Origin of the sequence: Streptococcus sp. HMSC073F11 (assembly GCF_001810785.1) — a bacterium.
GTDB lineage: Bacteria > Bacillota > Bacilli > Lactobacillales > Streptococcaceae > Streptococcus.
In genome coordinates this window covers 74332-89794 of sequence record NZ_KV802684.1, presented here as the reverse complement: position 1 = coordinate 89794, position 15463 = coordinate 74332, and the positions used below count along the sequence as shown (strand labels likewise).

Sequence of the window (15463 nt, the reverse complement as noted above, 5' to 3'; positions counted from 1 at the left end):
GATGAGTACTTTAGCAAAAATAGAAGCGCTCTTGTTTGTAGCGGGTGAAGATGGGATTAGAGTCCGCCAGTTAGCTGAACTCCTCTCTCTGCCACCGACAGGCATCCAACAGAGTTTAGAAAAATTAGTCCAGAAGTATGAAAGGGACCCAGATTCCAGTTTGGCCCTGATTGAGACAGGGGGCGCTTATAGATTGGTGACCAAGCCTCAGTTTTCAGAGATTTTGAAGGAATACTCTAAGGCACCTATCAACCAGAGTTTATCTCGGGCTGCCCTTGAGACCTTGTCCATCATTGCCTACAAACAGCCCATCACACGGATAGAGATTGATGCCATCCGTGGTGTCAACTCGAGTGGGGCCTTGGCAAAGTTGCAGGCCTTTGACTTGATACGAGAAGACGGGAAAAAAGAAGTGTTGGGTCGCCCCAACCTCTATGTGACTACAGATTATTTCCTAGATTACATGGGGATAAACCATTTAGAAGAATTACCAGTGATTGATGAGCTTGAGATTCAAGCCCGAGAAAGCCAATTATTTGGTGAAAGGATAGAAGAAGATGAGAATCAATAAGTATATTGCCCACGCAGGTGTGGCCAGTAGGAGAAAAGCAGAAGAGTTAATCAAGCAAGGCTTGGTGACGGTCAACGGCCAGGTGGTACGTGAACTCGCAACGACTATCAAGTCAGGAGACAAGGTCGAAGTAGAAGGTCAACCAATCTACAACGAAGAAAAGGTTTATTATCTGCTTAACAAACCACGAGGTGTTATTTCCAGTGTGACAGATGACAAGGGCCGTAAGACAGTTGTGGACCTCTTGCCCAACGTGAAAGAGCGCATCTACCCTGTAGGTCGTTTGGACTGGGATACATCAGGAGTCTTGATTTTGACCAATGATGGGGATTTTACGGATGAAATGATTCACCCTCGTAATGAGATTGATAAGGTTTATGTTGCGCGTGTTAAAGGTGTGGCCAATAAGGACAATCTTCGTCCCTTGACCCGTGGACTTGAGATTGATGGCAAGAAAACCAAGCCGGCTGTCTATGAGATTCTCAAAGTGGACCCAGTTAAAAACCGCTCTGTGGTACAGTTGACTATCCATGAAGGGCGTAACCACCAGGTTAAAAAGATGTTTGAAGCTGTCGGTCTTCAAGTGGACAAGTTGTCACGGACCCGTTTTGGACATCTAGACTTGACAGGACTCCGTCCAGGAGAATCCCGTCGTCTTAACAAAAAAGAAATCAGCCAACTGCATACCATGGCTGTAAACAAGAAATAATGAAACGAATCTTAATAGCGCCTGTGCGCTTTTACCAACGGTTTATCTCGCCAGCCTTTCCACCCTCTTGTCGCTTTGAGCCGACTTGTTCCAACTACATGATTCATGCTATTGAAAAACATAGCTTCAAGGGTGTTTTGATGGGCTTGGCACGGATTTTACGTTGCCATCCTTGGTCGAAAACAGGTAAGGACCCCGTCCCAGACCACTTTTCCCTCAGACGAAATCAAGAAAAAAAATAACCCAACATCATTTGATGTTGGGTTTTCTTGTTTATTTCAAAGCTTTTTGAGCGTCTTCAATCATAAGTTTAGTTGATTCAAGTCCGCCACCACTTAGATACCAGAGGTCTGGTGTGAGTTGGATAATCTTACCATTTTTAGCGGCAGGAGTTTCAGCGATGAGGGCATTTTCTAGGACGCCATCGTTGCTAGAGTTGTCCCCACCAATGGCAAGGGTACGGTTGATGACAAAGAGGATGTCAGGATTGATTTCTTTGACACTTTCAAAGCTGACTTCTTGTCCGTGGCGAGAGTCTTCAAATTGAGTATCAGTTGGTTTGAATTTCAAGGTTTGATACAAGAAAGAGAAACGAGATTGGGCACCAAAGGCAGCCATTTTTCCTTCATTTAGGAGGATAGCAAGGGCTTTTTTGTCAGAACTTTCGTTTTTAGTAGCGACTTCCTGGATGCTTTTGTCTAGGTTGGCTAATTCTTCTTTGGCTTTCTGTGTACCTGTTTCGCCAAAGGCGCTTGCTAGGGATTCGATATTAGACTTGGTAGAAGTCCAGTAGTCGTCCTTACTTGCTTGGAAGAGCACGGTTGGCGCGATTTCTTTGAACTTGTCTACGAATTTTTGGGTACGTGGAGAAGCGATAATCAAATCCGGTTCAAGAGCAGCAATGGCTTCTAGGTCTGGCTCAACCATGGAACCCACATTGTTGACATTTCCCGCAAGATCTTTTAGGTAAGTCGGAACAGTTTTTGTAGGCATTCCGACGATATTCTTTTCAAAACCTAAAGCGCGAATAGTATCTGCAGCACCGAGGTCAAAGGTCACAATCTTTTCAGGAACCTTTGAAAGCTTGACCTCATCTAGTGAACTTTTAATGGTTACCTCTGTTGGAGCAGAGCTACTTGTCTCTGTCTGGCTAGTGCTTGAGTTTGTATTTGTACTACATGCACCAAGTAGGAGCAAGAAGCTGGTCACTAGGGCAGTGAGATAAAGTTTAAGGGATGTTTTCATGATTTCTCCTTTTTAAAATGTGATAACGATTTAGGGAGTCTCTAGGTTTTATTGACTAAGAGACTGAAGGTTCTCTAACTTGAGCTTCTATGTTACTAGCTATAGATACAGATCTTTTTGCCATTGATATCAGCTAGCGTGATGGGAATCTCATAGAGTTGACTGAGCAGGTCAGCCTGCATGATTTGATTGGTTGTTCCCTTGCTAAAGACTTGACCGTCCTTGAAGGCGACAATTTCATCTGCATACTGACTGGCCATGTTGATATCGTGGAGAACGATGATAATGGTTTTGTCGAGTTCCTCCACCAGTCGCCGAAGAATCTGCATCATGCTGACGCTTTGCTTGATATCGAGATTGTTGAGTGGTTCGTCCAGCAAGATAAAGTCTGTATCCTGGGCCAGTACCATAGCGATAAAGACCCGCTGGAGTTGTCCTCCTGACAGGCTATCGATGTAGCGGTTTTTTAAGTTGGTCAGTTCCAGATAGTCCAGAGTTTCTCGGATTTTTTCCCAATCTTCTGGTCTCAGTCGACCTCGGCTGTAGGGAAAACGTCCAAAACTGACCAGTTCTTCCACCGTCAATTTGGCTTGGTAATTGATTTTCTGCTTTAGGATAGTCAGTTCTTGAGCCAGTTCTTGCGAATTCCAGCTCTCGATTTCACGGCCTTTGATACTGAGAATTCCTTGATCTTTCTTGGTCAGTCTGCTCATGATAGAGAGGAGAGTCGATTTTCCAGCACCATTTGGACCAATAAAGGCTGTCAGTTTCTGAGGACTGACTTCAAGCGAAATGCCTTGCAAAATATCCTGTTTTTGAATGGATTTGTCAATGTTTTCCAGTTTCACTGACGCGCCCTCCTGTAAAGTAAGATAAAGAATAAGAGACCTCCAACACTCTCGATGATCATGCTGATGCGAATTTCCAAAGCAAAGACTCGTTCAATCAGGGCCTGCCCCAAGGTCAAGCTAATAAATCCAACCAGAATGGCTACGATAAAGAGTAACTTGTGCCGATAGTCTTTGACGATTAGGTAGGTGAGGTTGGCCAGCATAAAGCCGAAGAAGGCCATAGGCCCTACCAGGGCAGTTGCTGTTGAGGTCAAAAGCACGATACCCCAGAGGAGTTCTTTCTGTTCTTTTTCAACATCGAGTCCCAATATCTGAGCCGTTTCTCTTTGTAGGTGCAAGACATCCAGAATGACTGCTTTTCGAAAGAAAAAGATGGTCAAAGCAAGGATAATCAGAGAACCGATGGCTAGGATGGAAGTGTTGAGATGTTGAAAGGAGGCAAAAAGACTGTTTTGCAGTTTATCGTATTCGTTTGGATCCATCAGGACCTGAAGGAAGGTACTGATATTTCGAAAGAGACTTCCGAGTGCTAGACAGATCAACAGGATGAAGACCAGGTCTTGCTTCATTAGTGCCTTCAAGTAGCCTTGTAAGGCGAAAAAGAAGAGGGATTGGATGAGAAGTAAGATTAGGAATTCTAAGATAGGGGACTTGCCAAGTTGAAGAAACTTGCTTTCAAAAACCAGTAGTAGAGTTTGCAGTAGGACGTAGAAGGATTCGATTCCTAAAATACTTGGCGTCAGGAAGCGATTTTCCGTCAGGGTTTGAAAACTAATGGTCGAAATCCCAGTCGCAATGGCTACCAAGAGATAAACGATGATCTTTTGGGAACGTAGCTTCCAGGCAAAGGCAGACAGGTGGGTGATGGGCCAAAAATAGAGGAGACAAGCTCCGATGGCCAGAATAATGAGAAGCCAGAATAGCTTAGTATGTTTGCTTTTAGACTGCATCTTTTCGTCCCCCTCTCCAGAGAAGTAGGATAAAGACGAGGCTACCAATGATTCCTAGTAGAAGACTGACAGACAGCTCATAGGGCCGAATCAGAACTCGGGATAGGATATCGCAGGCCAGAACTAGATTGGCACCGACCAGTGCGACGATGAGTTTGGTTTGACTCAAATTATCTCCATAGCGCTTGCGGACAAGATTGGGAACGATGACTCCGAGAAATGGCAAGCCACCCACGGTAATCATGGTGACACTTGTCGTTAGCGCCACCAGAAAGAGGGCCAGTTTTTCAAGCAGGGAGTAGGAAATCCCCAAACTCTCGCTGGTTTCTTTCCCTAGATTCATGATGGTGAAGGTTTGGGATAATTTCCAAACGGCTATCAGGATGATGAGGCCTAAGAAGAGCCATTCATACTGATGAGTCTGAATCATGGAGAAGGAGCCTTGGGTCCAAGCTGTCATACTCTGAACCAGATTGAAACGGTAGGCGATAACTTCTGTCACAGAACCGATAATCCCGCTATAGATGATTCCAATCAGAGGCAACATCCACCTTTCCTTTACAGTAAAAATAGTTATAAAGGCTAGGAAGAAGAGAGTAAATACGATGGATGAAACAAAAGCGAAGAGCATCTTTTGGGTCAGACTAGCCGACGGAAAGACAAAGAGGCTCAATACCATTCCCAGTTTGGCGGCTTCAGTGGTCCCAACTGTACTTGGAGCAGCAAACTGATTTTGAGTGATAGTCTGCATGAGAAGTCCTGCCATACTCATACTAGAGGCAGTCAGAAGAATGCTAATGGTCCTTGGAAGACGGGACTCTTGAAAGAGAAGCCAAGTTTCATGATCCAGTGCAAAGAGCTTTCCCCATGAAAAATCACTGGTCCCAATGCTAATAGAGAGAAAGATTAGGAGTAGAAGTAAGCCAATTAAATAATGAGAAAGTTTCATACCCCGTCCTTTCATGTAGATTTGATATCGAAAGATATCTGCGGATATTACTGTAACACGATTTCTTTAATCTGTCAATAAATTTTCTGACAATTTAATGAATAAAACAAGGAGAGAGCGCCAAGGCTTTCTCCTTTGTTATCCTATTCCAAAATGTTTTTACCTTCTTTAACACGCCAACGATAATCCGATAAAATAATATCTTCGAGGGAGTAGCTAGCTTGCCAGTCAAGATATTGTTTAGCTTTTGATGCGTCTGCTAGGACGCTAGCTGGGTCACCAGCACGGCGAGCAACAATTTCGTGTGGTATTTTTTGATTCAGTAATTCTTCAGCAGTTTTAAAGATTTCTTTGACGGTATAGCCTTTTTCAGTTCCTAAGTTAAAGATTTGAGAAGAACTGTCTTCTTGAAATAGGTAGTTCATTCCTTTAACATGAGCCTGTGCAAGATCCAAGACATGAATGTAATCTCGAATACATGAACCGTCACGTGTATCGTAGTCATCTCCAAATATTTTTAGGCTATCATTTTGTCCCAATGCGGTTTTGTTGATATTGGGAATGATGTGAGTTGGATTTTTCACACGTAGACCGTTTGAAGCATCCATTTCAGCCCCAGCAACATTAAAGTAACGGAAAATGACATATTTCCAATCATAGCGATTGGCCATCCAGTAAATCATTCGTTCGCCCATCAATTTTGTTTCTGCATAAGGATTGACAGGGTCGAGCAGGGTATCTTCAGTAGCTGGCTTGTCAATACAGTTATTACCATAGAGGGAAGCAGTCGAAGAGAACATGATTTTTTGAATGCCAACTTCAGATAAGACTTTGAGAACTTGGTTCATACCAGCAACATTGGCAGTGAAGTATTTACTTGGGTTTTCAATACTTTCGCTCACAACAATTTCACCTGCACAATGAAGAACAGCATCAATCTTATTTTCTTCTAAGTAAGCTTTTAGAGCACTAGAATCATAAACATCTAGTTGCTTAAAGCTAGCACGACTATCCACAGCCGAACGATTTCCTGTAGAGAGATTATCTAGAACATGTACCTGATAGCCAGCATTTAAAAGAGCTTTAACGGTATGGGAGCCAATATAGCCAGCTCCACCTGTAACAAGAATTGTTTTGGTCATGATTTTTTCCTTTTCCTAGTTTTGTACTATTTTAAAGAAATAAGAAGGCAAAGTCAACTATTTTCTGGAAATTTCATGAAAAAATTGAACAAATATAGCATTGGATTGTTTTATGTTTGGAAATTAATAGTTTGGTTGATCTTGGAATAGTTCTTAGATTTCACCTCACATGCAAGAAAATACAAGCTTTTTATAAGATACAGTAAGACTAAGATAAATCCACCTTCCCGCTATCCTTCTCCTATAAAAAGTGGTAAAATGGATGAAAGAAAGAAGGAACTGAAATGACAACATTATTTTCAAAAATCAAAGAAGTAACAGAACTTGCTGCGATCTCAGGTCATGAAGCGCCTGTCCGTGCTTATCTTCGTGAAAAGTTGACACCACACGTGGATGAAGTGGTGACAGATGGCTTGGGTGGTATTTTCGGGATTAAACATTCAGAAGCTGCGGATGCACCGCGCGTCTTGGTCGCTTCTCACATGGATGAAGTTGGTTTTATGGTCAGCGAAATCAAGCCAGATGGTACTTTTCGTGTCGTAGAAATCGGTGGTTGGAATCCTATGGTGGTTAGCAGCCAACGTTTCAAACTCCTGACTCGTGACGGTCGTGAAATTCCTGTGATTTCGGGTTCTGTCCCTCCACATTTGACTCGCGGAAAGGGTGGACCAACTATGCCAGCTATTGCAGATATCGTCTTTGATGGCGGTTTTGCGGACAAGGCTGAGGCTGAAAGCTTTGGTATCCGTCCTGGCGACACCATCGTACCAGATAGTTCTGCAATCTTGACAGCCAATGAAAAAAATATCATCTCAAAAGCTTGGGACAACCGCTACGGTGTTCTTATGGTGAGTGAGCTAGCAGAAGCCCTTTCAGGTCAAAAACTCGGAAATGAACTCTATCTTGGCTCTAACGTCCAAGAAGAAGTTGGTCTTCGTGGTGCTCATACTTCCACAACTAAGTTTGACCCAGAAGTTTTCCTAGCAGTTGACTGCTCACCTGCTGGTGATGTTTATGGCGGTCAAGGCAAGATTGGAGATGGAACCTTGATTCGTTTCTACGACCCAGGTCACTTGCTTCTCCCAGGGATGAAGGATTTCCTTTTGACAACGGCTGAAGAAGCTGGTATCAAGTACCAATACTACTGTGGTAAAGGCGGAACAGACGCTGGCGCAGCTCATCTGAAAAATGGTGGTGTCCCATCAACAACAATCGGTGTTTGCGCTCGTTATATCCATTCTCATCAAACCCTCTACGCTATGGATGACTTCTTAGAAGCTCAAGCTTTCTTGCAAGCCTTGGTGAAAAAATTGGATCGTTCAACGGTTGATTTGATTAAAAATTATTAAACCATAAGGGAGGTGGTAGGGATGGTAGAACCAAACCTAGAAAGCCTTGTAAAAGATCTTTACAATCATGCTCGACATGATTTGAGTGAAGATTTAGTTGCTGCTCTCCTAGAGACTGCTAAAAAACTGCCTACTACAAATGAGCAATTGCTGGCAGTTCGTCTCTCAGGCCTGGTCAATCGTGAATTGCTCCTAAATCCCAAACATCCGGCACCTGAGTTGCTCAACTTGGCTCGCTTTATCAAAAGAGAAGAAGCTAAGTACAGAGGAACTGCAGCTTCTGCGCTTATGTATGGGGAGCTCTTTAAAATGCTTTGATTCCATTGTGAATCAAAGCATTTTTCTATATGTTAGAAAAGCAATTCTAGATTAGGAAAAGAAAAAAGCCATCCTATTTAGGATAGCTTCTTGGTTCTTAGATTTGTTCAGCGATGACCTTTTCAGCTAGATTCATAGCGTGGTCAGATACACGAGTATAGTGGGAAATGATGTCGATAAAGTTGACCCCAGCTTGTGTTGAACACTCGCCCTTGTTGAGGCGTTTGATGTGGGTCTTTCTGAGAACACGTTCCATATTGTTGATTTCTTTATGGCGTTCAATCAGACTTTGAGCTTTTTCAATATCATTGTTTTCTACACTATCAAGGGCATCCTTGATAAAGCCAGTGGTTTTTTGATAGATATCAGCTAGTTCTTGTAAAGCAGCTTCAGAGAACTCAACATTTTTACGTTGAAGATAGTCGGTCAGATTGATTAGGGCTTCTGCGTGGTCCCCAATCCGTTCCAAATCACGGGATGAATCAAGAATGTTGGTGAGCACTTCACTTTCTTTCTGGCTAAGGGCCTCGCTTGAAAGAGTAATAAGGTAACGAGTCAATTTTTCATCAATGGTATTGATGGCTTCCTCTGTCTTGTGTCCTTTTTCAGCAACCTTTTCATTAAGGTCAATGATGTAGTTGTATGAAAGGTCAAAGGCTTTAGAAGCATAATTTCCCAAGTGAAGGAGTTCTTTTTTGGCATTTCCGAGAGCGATTGATGGAGCTTGTTTAATCAAATGCTCATCAAGATAAAGTGGTTCGTACTTGACAACTTCATCTTCACCAGGGATGAGCTTGGTTACAAAGTAGGCCAAGGCTCCGATGAATGGAAATTGTACAATGGTGTTACTTACGTTAAAGGCACCGTGAGAGAAGGCGATGGTCATCTCAGGTGAGAGGTGAAGGAGTGCCTGGAAGTACTCAATCATAGACGTAAATGGGCCTAATAAGATTAAGCAAAGGATAGTCCCTAAAACGTTAAAGGTAACGTGGGTTGCAGCAACGCGTTTCGCAGAGATATTGGCTCCAGCTGCCGCGATGATAACTGTTAGGGTTGTTCCGATATTATCCCCGAAGAGAACCGGTAGAGAACCTTTAAGATCAAGGAATCCACCTGCATAGAGTCCTTGCAAAATCCCGATCGTCGCAGAAGAAGCTTGGATGAGGACGGTAATCACTGCACCGGCAAAAACTCCCAACACAGGATTTTGTCCCAAGGTTACCATGTATTCCTTGAATTGTGGTAAATCTTTAAGAGGGCTCATACCGGCACTGATGAGGTTTAGAGCATAGAAGATTCCCCCTACACCAAACAGGATGCGTCCGATATTGTTTGCTGTTCTGTTTTTTGTAAAGAAGAGGAACATGGTTCCAAGGAAAATCAGGGGTAAAGCATACTCACCAAGCTTGAAACCGATGATAAAGGAAGTAACTGTGGTTCCGATGTTGGCTCCCATGATAATTCCGATAGCCTGTCTAAGAGTGAGAAGACTAGCGCTGACCAGTCCAACCGTGATAACTGTAACCCCTGTACTTGACTGAATCAGGGCAGTCACGACAATTCCGACTAGAACACCTAAAAAGGGATTGCTAGTGTACTTGTCAATGTAAAAACGAAGGCGATCTCCAGCAGCTTGTTGCAAACCGTCTCCCATGGTCTTGATACTATATAAGAATAGTCCCAGACCACCTAAAAAGTGAAATAAAATTTCCTGCCAATTAATGGACATTTCTTTTTCCTCCGAAAAATAATAACGGAATTTCTCCTATTCTATTTTAAAGGATAAAAGTAAATCTAACAAGTGTTAAGCTAAGATTTTAGAAAGAAAATTCGTTAGAATGGGCCTTGATTATATTAATTTTACCAATTTCTAACCTAGATATAGGTATTTCCTTTTATATATTGACATTTAAAAGAAATATTTTAAAATGAGGGAGAAATTATCTTGGTCCCTGTGATTGGGATAAAAATTTTATAAAGAAAGTTAAGCGCTTTCTTTTGTGCAACAAAATCAATCTTTTAGGAGGAGAAAATGAAGAATCTATTTTTTGAAAGACGTTGTCGTTACAGTATTCGTAAGTTATCAGTAGGAGCCTGCTCGCTGATGATTGGGGCTGTTTTATTTGCTGGTCCAGCCTTAGCAGAAGAAACTGCAGTTCCTGAAAATAACGGAGCCAATACAGAGCTTGTTTCAGGAGAGAGTGAGCATCCAACTAATGAAGCTGACAAGCAGCATGAAGGAGAACATGCTAGAGAAAATAAGCCAGAAAAGGCAGAAGGAGTAGCGACAGCATCTGAAACTGCTTCGCCAGCAAGCAATGAAGCTGCAACTACTGAAACTGCAGAGGCAGTAAGCGTAGCTAAACCAGAGGAAAAACCAAGTGAGGTGGCTGCGGAAACACCATCTGCAGAAGCAAAACCTAAGTCTGACAAGGAAATAGAAGCAAAGCCTGAAGCAACTAGCCAAGGGGATGAGTCTAAGCCAGCAGCAGAAGCTAATAAGACTGAAAAAGAAGTCCAGCCAGATGTCCCTAAAAATACAGAAAAAACATTAAAACCAAAGGAAATCAAATTTAATTCTTGGGAAGAATTGTTAAAATGGGAACCAGGTGCTCGTGAAGATGATGCTATTAACCGCGGGTCTGTCGCCCTCGCTTCACGTCGGACAGGTCATTTGGTCAATGAAAAAGCTAGCAAGGAAGCAAAAGTTCAAGCCCTATCAAACACCAATTCTAAAGCAAAAGACCATGCTTCTGTTGGTGGAGAAGAGTTCAAGGCCTATGCTTTTGACTATTGGCAATATCTAGATTCAATGGTCTTCTGGGAAGGTCTCGTACCAACTCCTGACGTTATTGATGCAGGTCACCGTAACGGGGTTCCTGTATATGGTACACTCTTCTTCAACTGGTCTAATAGTATTGCTGATCAAGAAAAATTCGCTGAAGCTTTGAAGCAAGACCCAGATGGTAGCTTCCCAATTGCCCGTAAATTGGTAGATATGGCCAAGTATTATGGCTATGATGGCTATTTCATCAACCAGGAAACAACTGGGGATTTGGTTGAACCTCTTGGAGAAAAGATGCGCCAGTTTATGCTCTATACTAAGGAGTATGCTGCTAAGGTAAACCATCCAATCAAGTATTCTTGGTACGATGCCATGACTTATAACTATGGACGTTACCACCAAGATGGTTTGGGAGAATACAACTACCAATTCATGCAACCTGAAGGAGATAAGGTTCCAGCAGATAACTTCTTTGCTAACTTTAACTGGGATAAGGCTAAAAATGATTACACTATTGCAACTGCCAACTGGATTGGTCGTAATCCTTATGACGTATTTGCAGGTTTGGAATTGCAACAGGGTGGTTCCTACAAGACCAAGGTCAAATGGAATGACATTTTAGATGAAAATGGGAAATTGCGCCTTTCTCTTGGTTTGTTCGCCCCAGATACCATTACAAGTTTAGGAAAAACGGGTGAAGATTACCATAAAAATGAAGATATCTTCTTTACAGGTTACCAAGGGGATCCTACTGGTCAAAAACCAGGTGACAAAGATTGGTATGGTATTGCTAACCTAGTTGCGGACCGTACGCCAGCAGTAGGTAATACTTTTACTACTTCTTTTAATACAGGTCATGGTAGAAAGTGGTTCGTAGATGGTAAGGTTTCTAAGGATTCTGAGTGGAATTACCGTTCAGTTTCAGGTGTTCTTCCAACATGGCGCTGGTGGCAAAAATCAACTGGTGATAAGTTGAAAGCAAGCTATGATTTTGAAGATGCTTATAATGGTGGAACTTCTCTCAAATTTGCAGGGGATCTTTCAGGTGCGACCAAGCAAGATGTGAATTTGTACTCTACTCGCTTGAAGGTGACAGATACAACCAAATTACATGTTGCCCACAAAGGAGGCAAGGGTACCAAGGTTTATGTAGAATTTGCAACCAAGAAAGATTATACCTACGGTGATGAAGCTGCCCGTAAAGAATTGACAGTTTCAGATGACTGGACTACCGATGATTTTGATTTGAGTTCCTTGGCAGGTAAAACAATTTACGGTATTAAACTCTATTTTGAAAATGACAAAGACTTAAAAGGTTATCAATTTAACCTGGGGCAATTGACCATCAGCAATAATCAAGATGCTCCTCAGGCACCAACCACAGTAGCTGTAGCCAAACAAGTTCTTAAAAATGCCCAAGAAGCAGAAGCGGTTGTGCAGTTTGAAGGAAACAAGGATGCAGATTTCTATGAAGTTTACGAAAAAGATGGAGACAGCTGGAAATTACTAACTGGCTCATCTTCTACAACTATTTATCTACCAAAAGTTAGCCGCTCAGCAAGTGCTCAAGGTACAACTCAAGAACTGAAAGTTGTAGCAGTCGGTAAAAATGGAGTTCGTTCAGAAGCTGCAACCACAACCTTTGATTGGGGCATGACTGTAAAAGATACCAGCCTACCAAAACCGCTAGCTGAAAATATCGTTCCAGGTGCAACAGTTATTGATAGTACTTTCCCTAAGACTGAAGGTGGAGAAGGTATTGAAGGTATGTTGAATGGTACCATTACCAGTCTTTCAGACAAGTGGTCTTCTGGACAGTTAAGTGGTAGTGTGGATATTCGTTTGACCCAGCCACGTACAGTTGTTAGATGGGTGATGGACCATGCTGGAGCTGGTGGAGAATCTGTAAACGACGGTTTGATGAACACCAAAGACTTTGACCTCTATTATAAAGATGCGGATGGTCAATGGAAATTGGCTAAGGAAGTCCGTGGCAATAAAGCCCATGTTACAGATATTACCCTTGATAAACCAATCACAGCTCAAGATTGGCGCTTGAATGTTGTCACTTCTGACAATGGAACCCCATGGAAGGCTATTCGTATCTATAACTGGAAAATGTATGAAAAGCTTGATACTGAGAGTGTCAATATTCCGATGGCCAAGGCTGCAGCCCGTTCTCTAGGCAATAACAAGGTACAAGTTGGCTTTGCGGATGTACCAGCTGGAGCAACCATTACCGTTTATGATAATCCAAATTCTCAAACTCCGCTTGCAACCTTGAAGAGCGAAGTTGGAGGAGACCTAGCAAGTGCACCATTGGATTTGACAAATCAATCTGGTCTTCTTTACTATCGTACCCAGTTGCCAGGCAAGGAAATTAGTAATATCCTAGCAGTTTCCGTTCCAAAAGATGACAGAAGAATCAAGTCAGTCAGCCTAGAAACAGGACCTAAGAAAATAAGTTATGCTGAAGGGGAAGATTTGGACCTTAGAGGTGGTGTTCTTCGAGTTCAGTATGAAGGAGGAGCTGAGGATCAACTTATTCGCCTAACTCACGCAGGTGTATCAGTATCAGGCTTTGATACGCATCATAAGGGAGAACAGAATCTTGCTTTACAATATTTGGGGCAACCAGTAAATGCTAATTTGTCAGTGACTGTCACTAGTCAAGATGAGGCAACTCCGAAAACTATTTTGGGAATTGAAGTCAGTCAGGAACCAAAAAAAGATTACCTAGTTGGTGATAGCTTAGACTTGTCTGAAGGACGCTTTGCAGTGGCTTATAGCAATGACACTATGGAAGAACATTCCTTTGCTGATGAGGGAGTTGAAATTACTGGTTATGATGCTCAAAAGACTGGTCGTCAAACCTTGACACTTCATTACCAAGGGCATGAAGTTAACTTTGATGTTTTGGTATCTCCAAAAGCAGCATTGAACGATGAGTACCTTAAACAAAAATTAGCAGAAGTTGAAGCGGCTAAGAACAAGGTGGTCTATAACTTTGCTTCACCAGAAGCAAAAGCAGCCTTCTTGAAAGCAATTGAAGCGGCTGAACAAGTGTTGAAAGACCATGAAACTAGCACCCAAGATCAGGTGAATGATCGTCTCAATAAATTGACAGAAGCTCATAAAGCTCTGAATGGTCAAGAGAAATTTACGGAAGAAAAGACAGAACTTGATCGCTTAACAGGTGAGGCTCAAGAACTCTTGGCTGCCAAACCAAACCATCCTTCAGGTTCTGCCCTAGCTCCGCTTCTTGAGAAAAATAAGGCCTTGGTTGAAAAAGTAGATTTGAGTCCAGAAGAGCTTGCAACAGCGAAACAGAGTCTAAAAGATCTGGTTGCTTTATTGAAAGAAGACAAGCCAGCAGTCTTTTCTGATAGTAAAACAGGTGTTGAAGTACACTTCTCAAATAAAGAGAAGACTATCATCAAGGGCTTGAAAGTAGAGCGTGTTCAAGCAAGTGCTGAAGAGAAGAAATACTTTGCTGGAGAAGATGCTCATGTCTTTGAAATAGAAGGTCTCGATGAAAAAGGTCAAGACGTTGATCTCTCTTACGCTTCTATTGTGAAAATTCCAATTGAAAAAGATAAGAAAGTGAAGAAAGTCTTCTTCTTACCTGAAGGAAAAGCAGCAGTAGAATTGGCTTTTGAACAAACGGATAGTCATGTCATCTTTACAGCACCACACTTTACTCATTATGCCTTTGTTTATGAATCTGCTGAAAAACCACAACCTGCTAAACCAGTAGAAAAAGTTATTTCAAGCAAGGAACCAGCTGAAGGTGTCAAGAATTTGGTTGTGGATACTCCGAAATTAGAAGTCGAAGAGACAAGTATCACCTTCGAACACCAAGAACGTCCAAATCCAAATCTTACAGTCGGTCAACGTCAACTTGTCCAAGCAGGGGTTGAGGGACAAATTCGCCGCTTGATTGAAGTAGATAGCCAAGGCAATCGTACGCTTCGCGCTACAGAAGTTTTGAAAGAAGCAAGCCCTGAAATCGTAGAAGTAGGTACTGGTCTCATTCCTGCCAATCCAGCACCACAAAACACAGATCTTCCAAAACCTACTAATCAACCAGCGTCTGACCAACAAAAGGCTCCTAAATTGGAAGTCCAAGAGGAAAAGATTGCCTTTGACCGTCAAGAACATGAAAATGCTGAGTTGCTAGTTGGGGAACAACGAGTCATCATACGGGGACGAGATGGTCTGTTAAGACATGTCTTTGAAGTTGATGAAAATGGTCAGCGTCGCCTTCGTTCAACAGAAGTTATCCAAGAAGCGATTCCAGAAATTGTTGAAATTGGAACAAAAGTAAAAACAGAGCCAGCAGTAGCGCCTACACAAGAAAAACCAGCCCAAAATACAGCAGTTAAATCAGAAGAAGCAAGCAAACAATTGCCAAATACAGGAACAGTTGATGCTAATGAAGCCCTAATAGCAGGCTTGGCCAGCCTTGGTCTTGCTAGTTTAGCCTTGACCTTGAAACAGAAAAAAGAAGATGAAGATTAAATATCGAAAAATCTTGTGAAATCTTTCCTTATATTTCCAAAGTGTGATATAATAGTTTCGAATAAAATAAATA

Annotated in this window: 12 protein-coding genes and 1 pseudogene; 7 read left to right on the top strand and 6 right to left on the bottom strand. The window is 42.2% G+C overall.

What is annotated here, in order from left to right:
• Position 1: 1 nt before the first annotated feature.
• Genes scpB through yidD form a run of 3 tightly spaced genes read left to right on the top strand, consistent with a single transcriptional unit; the run spans position 2 to position 1522 of the window.
• Positions 2–571 carry an SMC-Scp complex subunit ScpB gene (scpB, locus tag HMPREF2764_RS01110; protein WP_070526553.1) on the top strand — a complete coding sequence of 190 codons (570 nt, stop codon included), beginning with the start codon at positions 2–4 and terminating at the stop codon, positions 569–571.
• Positions 558–1280, top strand: coding sequence for a pseudouridine synthase (locus tag HMPREF2764_RS01105; RefSeq protein WP_070526550.1), 723 nt, complete (start codon positions 558–560; stop codon positions 1278–1280). Before scpB ends, HMPREF2764_RS01105 begins: the two co-directional genes overlap by 14 nt.
• Positions 1280–1522 (top strand): membrane protein insertion efficiency factor YidD, encoded by a 243-nt coding sequence (gene yidD / locus HMPREF2764_RS01100; RefSeq protein ID WP_070526546.1) that lies wholly within the window; start codon positions 1280–1282, stop codon positions 1520–1522. The genes HMPREF2764_RS01105 and yidD overlap by 1 nt, the downstream gene beginning before the upstream one ends.
• A 31-nt stretch (positions 1523–1553) precedes the next feature.
• On the opposite strand, the gene HMPREF2764_RS01095 is transcribed toward yidD, so the two are convergent.
• The 5 genes from HMPREF2764_RS01095 to galE all read right to left on the bottom strand — a co-directional run bounded on the left by HMPREF2764_RS01095 (position 1554) and on the right by galE (position 6417).
• Positions 1554–2525 carry a siderophore ABC transporter substrate-binding protein gene (locus HMPREF2764_RS01095; protein ID WP_070526543.1) on the bottom strand — a complete coding sequence of 324 codons (972 nt, stop codon included), beginning with the start codon at positions 2523–2525 and terminating at the stop codon, positions 1554–1556.
• A gap of 95 nt (positions 2526–2620) precedes the next feature.
• Positions 2621–3373, bottom strand: coding sequence for an iron ABC transporter ATP-binding protein (locus HMPREF2764_RS01090; RefSeq protein ID WP_070526540.1), 753 nt, complete (start codon positions 3371–3373; stop codon positions 2621–2623).
• A complete protein-coding gene (locus HMPREF2764_RS01085; protein ID WP_070526537.1) occupies positions 3370–4326 on the bottom strand; it encodes an iron chelate uptake ABC transporter family permease subunit in 957 nt (318 codons plus the stop codon). The genes HMPREF2764_RS01090 and HMPREF2764_RS01085 overlap by 4 nt, the downstream gene beginning before the upstream one ends.
• Positions 4316–5275 (bottom strand): ABC transporter permease, encoded by a 960-nt coding sequence (locus HMPREF2764_RS01080; RefSeq protein WP_070526532.1) that lies wholly within the window; start codon positions 5273–5275, stop codon positions 4316–4318. Before HMPREF2764_RS01080 ends, HMPREF2764_RS01085 begins: the two co-directional genes overlap by 11 nt.
• A 143-nt stretch (positions 5276–5418) precedes the next feature.
• The gene (gene galE / locus HMPREF2764_RS01075; RefSeq protein ID WP_070526529.1) at positions 5419–6417 is read right to left on the bottom strand and encodes a UDP-glucose 4-epimerase GalE; all 999 of its coding nucleotides are present in this window, start codon (positions 6415–6417) and stop codon (positions 5419–5421) included.
• A 284-nt stretch (positions 6418–6701) separates the two neighbouring features.
• On the opposite strand from galE, the gene pepA reads away from it, so the two are divergent.
• Positions 6702–7766: a glutamyl aminopeptidase gene (pepA, locus tag HMPREF2764_RS01070; protein ID WP_000209170.1), complete on the top strand. Its 1065-nt coding sequence runs from the start codon at positions 6702–6704 to the stop codon at positions 7764–7766.
• 21 nt (positions 7767–7787) lie between these two features.
• A complete protein-coding gene (locus HMPREF2764_RS01065) occupies positions 7788–8084 on the top strand; it encodes a bacteriocin immunity family protein (RefSeq protein WP_004260989.1) in 297 nt (98 codons plus the stop codon).
• Between the two features lie 97 nt (positions 8085–8181).
• Here the strand turns inward: HMPREF2764_RS01065 and HMPREF2764_RS01060 are convergent, their stop codons facing one another.
• Positions 8182–9813 carry a Na/Pi cotransporter family protein gene (locus HMPREF2764_RS01060; protein WP_024057392.1) on the bottom strand — a complete coding sequence of 544 codons (1632 nt, stop codon included), beginning with the start codon at positions 9811–9813 and terminating at the stop codon, positions 8182–8184.
• Between the two features lie 303 nt (positions 9814–10116).
• On the opposite strand from HMPREF2764_RS01060, the pseudogene HMPREF2764_RS10395 reads away from it, so the two are divergent.
• Together HMPREF2764_RS10395 and HMPREF2764_RS01055 are read left to right on the top strand one after the other, a co-directional pair.
• Positions 10117–10179 (top strand): annotated as a pseudogene (locus HMPREF2764_RS10395) (YSIRK-type signal peptide-containing protein); the annotation flags it as partial.
• 291 nt (positions 10180–10470) lie between these two features.
• Positions 10471–15390, top strand: a complete 4920-nt coding sequence (locus HMPREF2764_RS01055; protein WP_398578120.1) for an endo-beta-N-acetylglucosaminidase — start codon at positions 10471–10473, stop codon at positions 15388–15390.
• Positions 15391–15463 lie beyond the last annotated feature (73 nt).